Raw genomic sequence first — 1579 nt, forward strand, 5'->3', positions numbered from 1 at the left:
ACATCACGGAATATTACAGCAAGGTCAGGCCACATCAATATAACGGTGGTTTGACGCCAAATGAGTCAGAACGGTTATTCTGGAATGACTCTAAAACTGTGGCCAATTTTACTTGACCACTACAACCTAAACTCCTGCTAGATAACGGTTGCCGTGCAATTGTTGCATCACCATGGCCTCTTGAAGCGAAAGTAGTTGGCCCTTGGTTAGAAGAGTTCATGGAGATATGGGAGCGAGGAGAAACAGTGTCTTCCGCAACACAGCTTGCAAATGAAGAAGTTGCAAAGCGATTGGGTGATTTTGCTCAATATTCACAAGCAATGCATGTGTATGGAGATGTAATGTATCGAGAAGATAATAGTTTTTAATTTTAAAGTAACCGAGTTAGGGCTTGTGCCTTAACTTGGTTTTATCCATGGATAAATCAATCAATACGATTGAGTCCGAGCACAAATAAGGACAAGTCTTCACTCTTGTCTTGTGCACTGGTAAATTCAAATGAATAGTACATTAATAATGTCTAACTTGTTATCCACTAAGAGAAATATTCTAGCTACCAAAAATTACTATCGGCATGCAATTCATCAACCTACTAAGTTGGGCAAGCGAAATATAAACCATATTGGAAACGATAAAATTATTGCTAGATTCCAACGAGGATACTTAAAAAATACCGTTCTTGATAAAATACGTTGAGTAACTTTTCATTAGAAAAAAACACTATTAGCTTATGTGAACTAATACACTTTAACTCAGTTTGGGGCAGAAATAAGCTGGTCGTACAATCATCGAGTTGTTAACTCGATAATGATTGTGAGAGAACAACTTAGCTATAGAGTTGGCTTTGTTTTATAGGATTTTACCAATCATCAGGGTCACGAAGCTTTGCCTGTTCACGGCTTACAGCTTTTTCTTGAATATGTAGCTCAAGATCTAGTGATGACAGCAGGCGCATCAGACTTTCGATACTGGACGAAGCAGGATCACGTTCAAGTTTCGATACCGTTGTCTGTTTTAGACCAACAATATCGCCGACTTTGGCTTGGTTGCGCCTTTGATTCCTGCGAACATCACGCAAGTATATCCCCAGTTGCTTCGGACTTGTTATGAGCATATCTGTCTCCAATGTAAATTAACCCCTGCAGAGGATATTAGCACTTTAACCCCTACGGGGGCTAAAGTTAATTTTACCCCCGTACAGGGGTAAAATTAGCTATGACTGGGTAAGGATACTAGAAAATATTTTGGCTTATATGCTTGATGCTCTTGCTAAGCTCGATTGTTTTCGTATACTAATTGTGATTAACATTCGTCAACGTGACATTTGATTGATGAACGTAGAAAGCTAGAAAATTCAAGAGCTTGATATATATAGGTTTTCAAAGAGATGGGGTTCAAATCCCTATCTCTCCGCCACATTTAAAGAGCCAGCTGAAGAGCTGGCTTTTTTGCATCGGCTTTGTTGACTAAATCGGCGTGAACTTTTCTTGCAGTCAGTGATCTGATCTTGTGACGTTTACTGACAGGCCACCCTCATGGGAAAAAGCACTTACCGAACAGATAACTGGAAAGAGTACAA

2 protein-coding genes are annotated in these 1579 nt (G+C 39.5%); one reads left to right on the plus strand and one right to left on the minus strand.

All coding sequences use genetic code 11. From position 1 onward, the window contains the following. The first annotated feature begins 245 nt into the window (after positions 1-245). Positions 246-368, plus strand: a complete 123-nt coding sequence (locus VV869_RS24320) for a hypothetical protein (protein WP_337737534.1) — start codon at positions 246-248, stop codon at positions 366-368. A 491-nt stretch (positions 369-859) separates the two neighbouring features. Here the strand turns inward: VV869_RS24320 and VV869_RS24325 are convergent, their stop codons facing one another. Beyond that, positions 860-1114 (minus strand): helix-turn-helix domain-containing protein, encoded by a 255-nt coding sequence (locus VV869_RS24325; RefSeq protein WP_332216653.1) that lies wholly within the window; start codon positions 1112-1114, stop codon positions 860-862. Positions 1115-1579 lie beyond the last annotated feature (465 nt).

The organism is Photobacterium sp. MCCC 1A19761 (genome assembly GCF_037389125.1).
In the GTDB taxonomy this organism is placed as follows: domain Bacteria; phylum Pseudomonadota; class Gammaproteobacteria; order Enterobacterales; family Vibrionaceae; genus Photobacterium.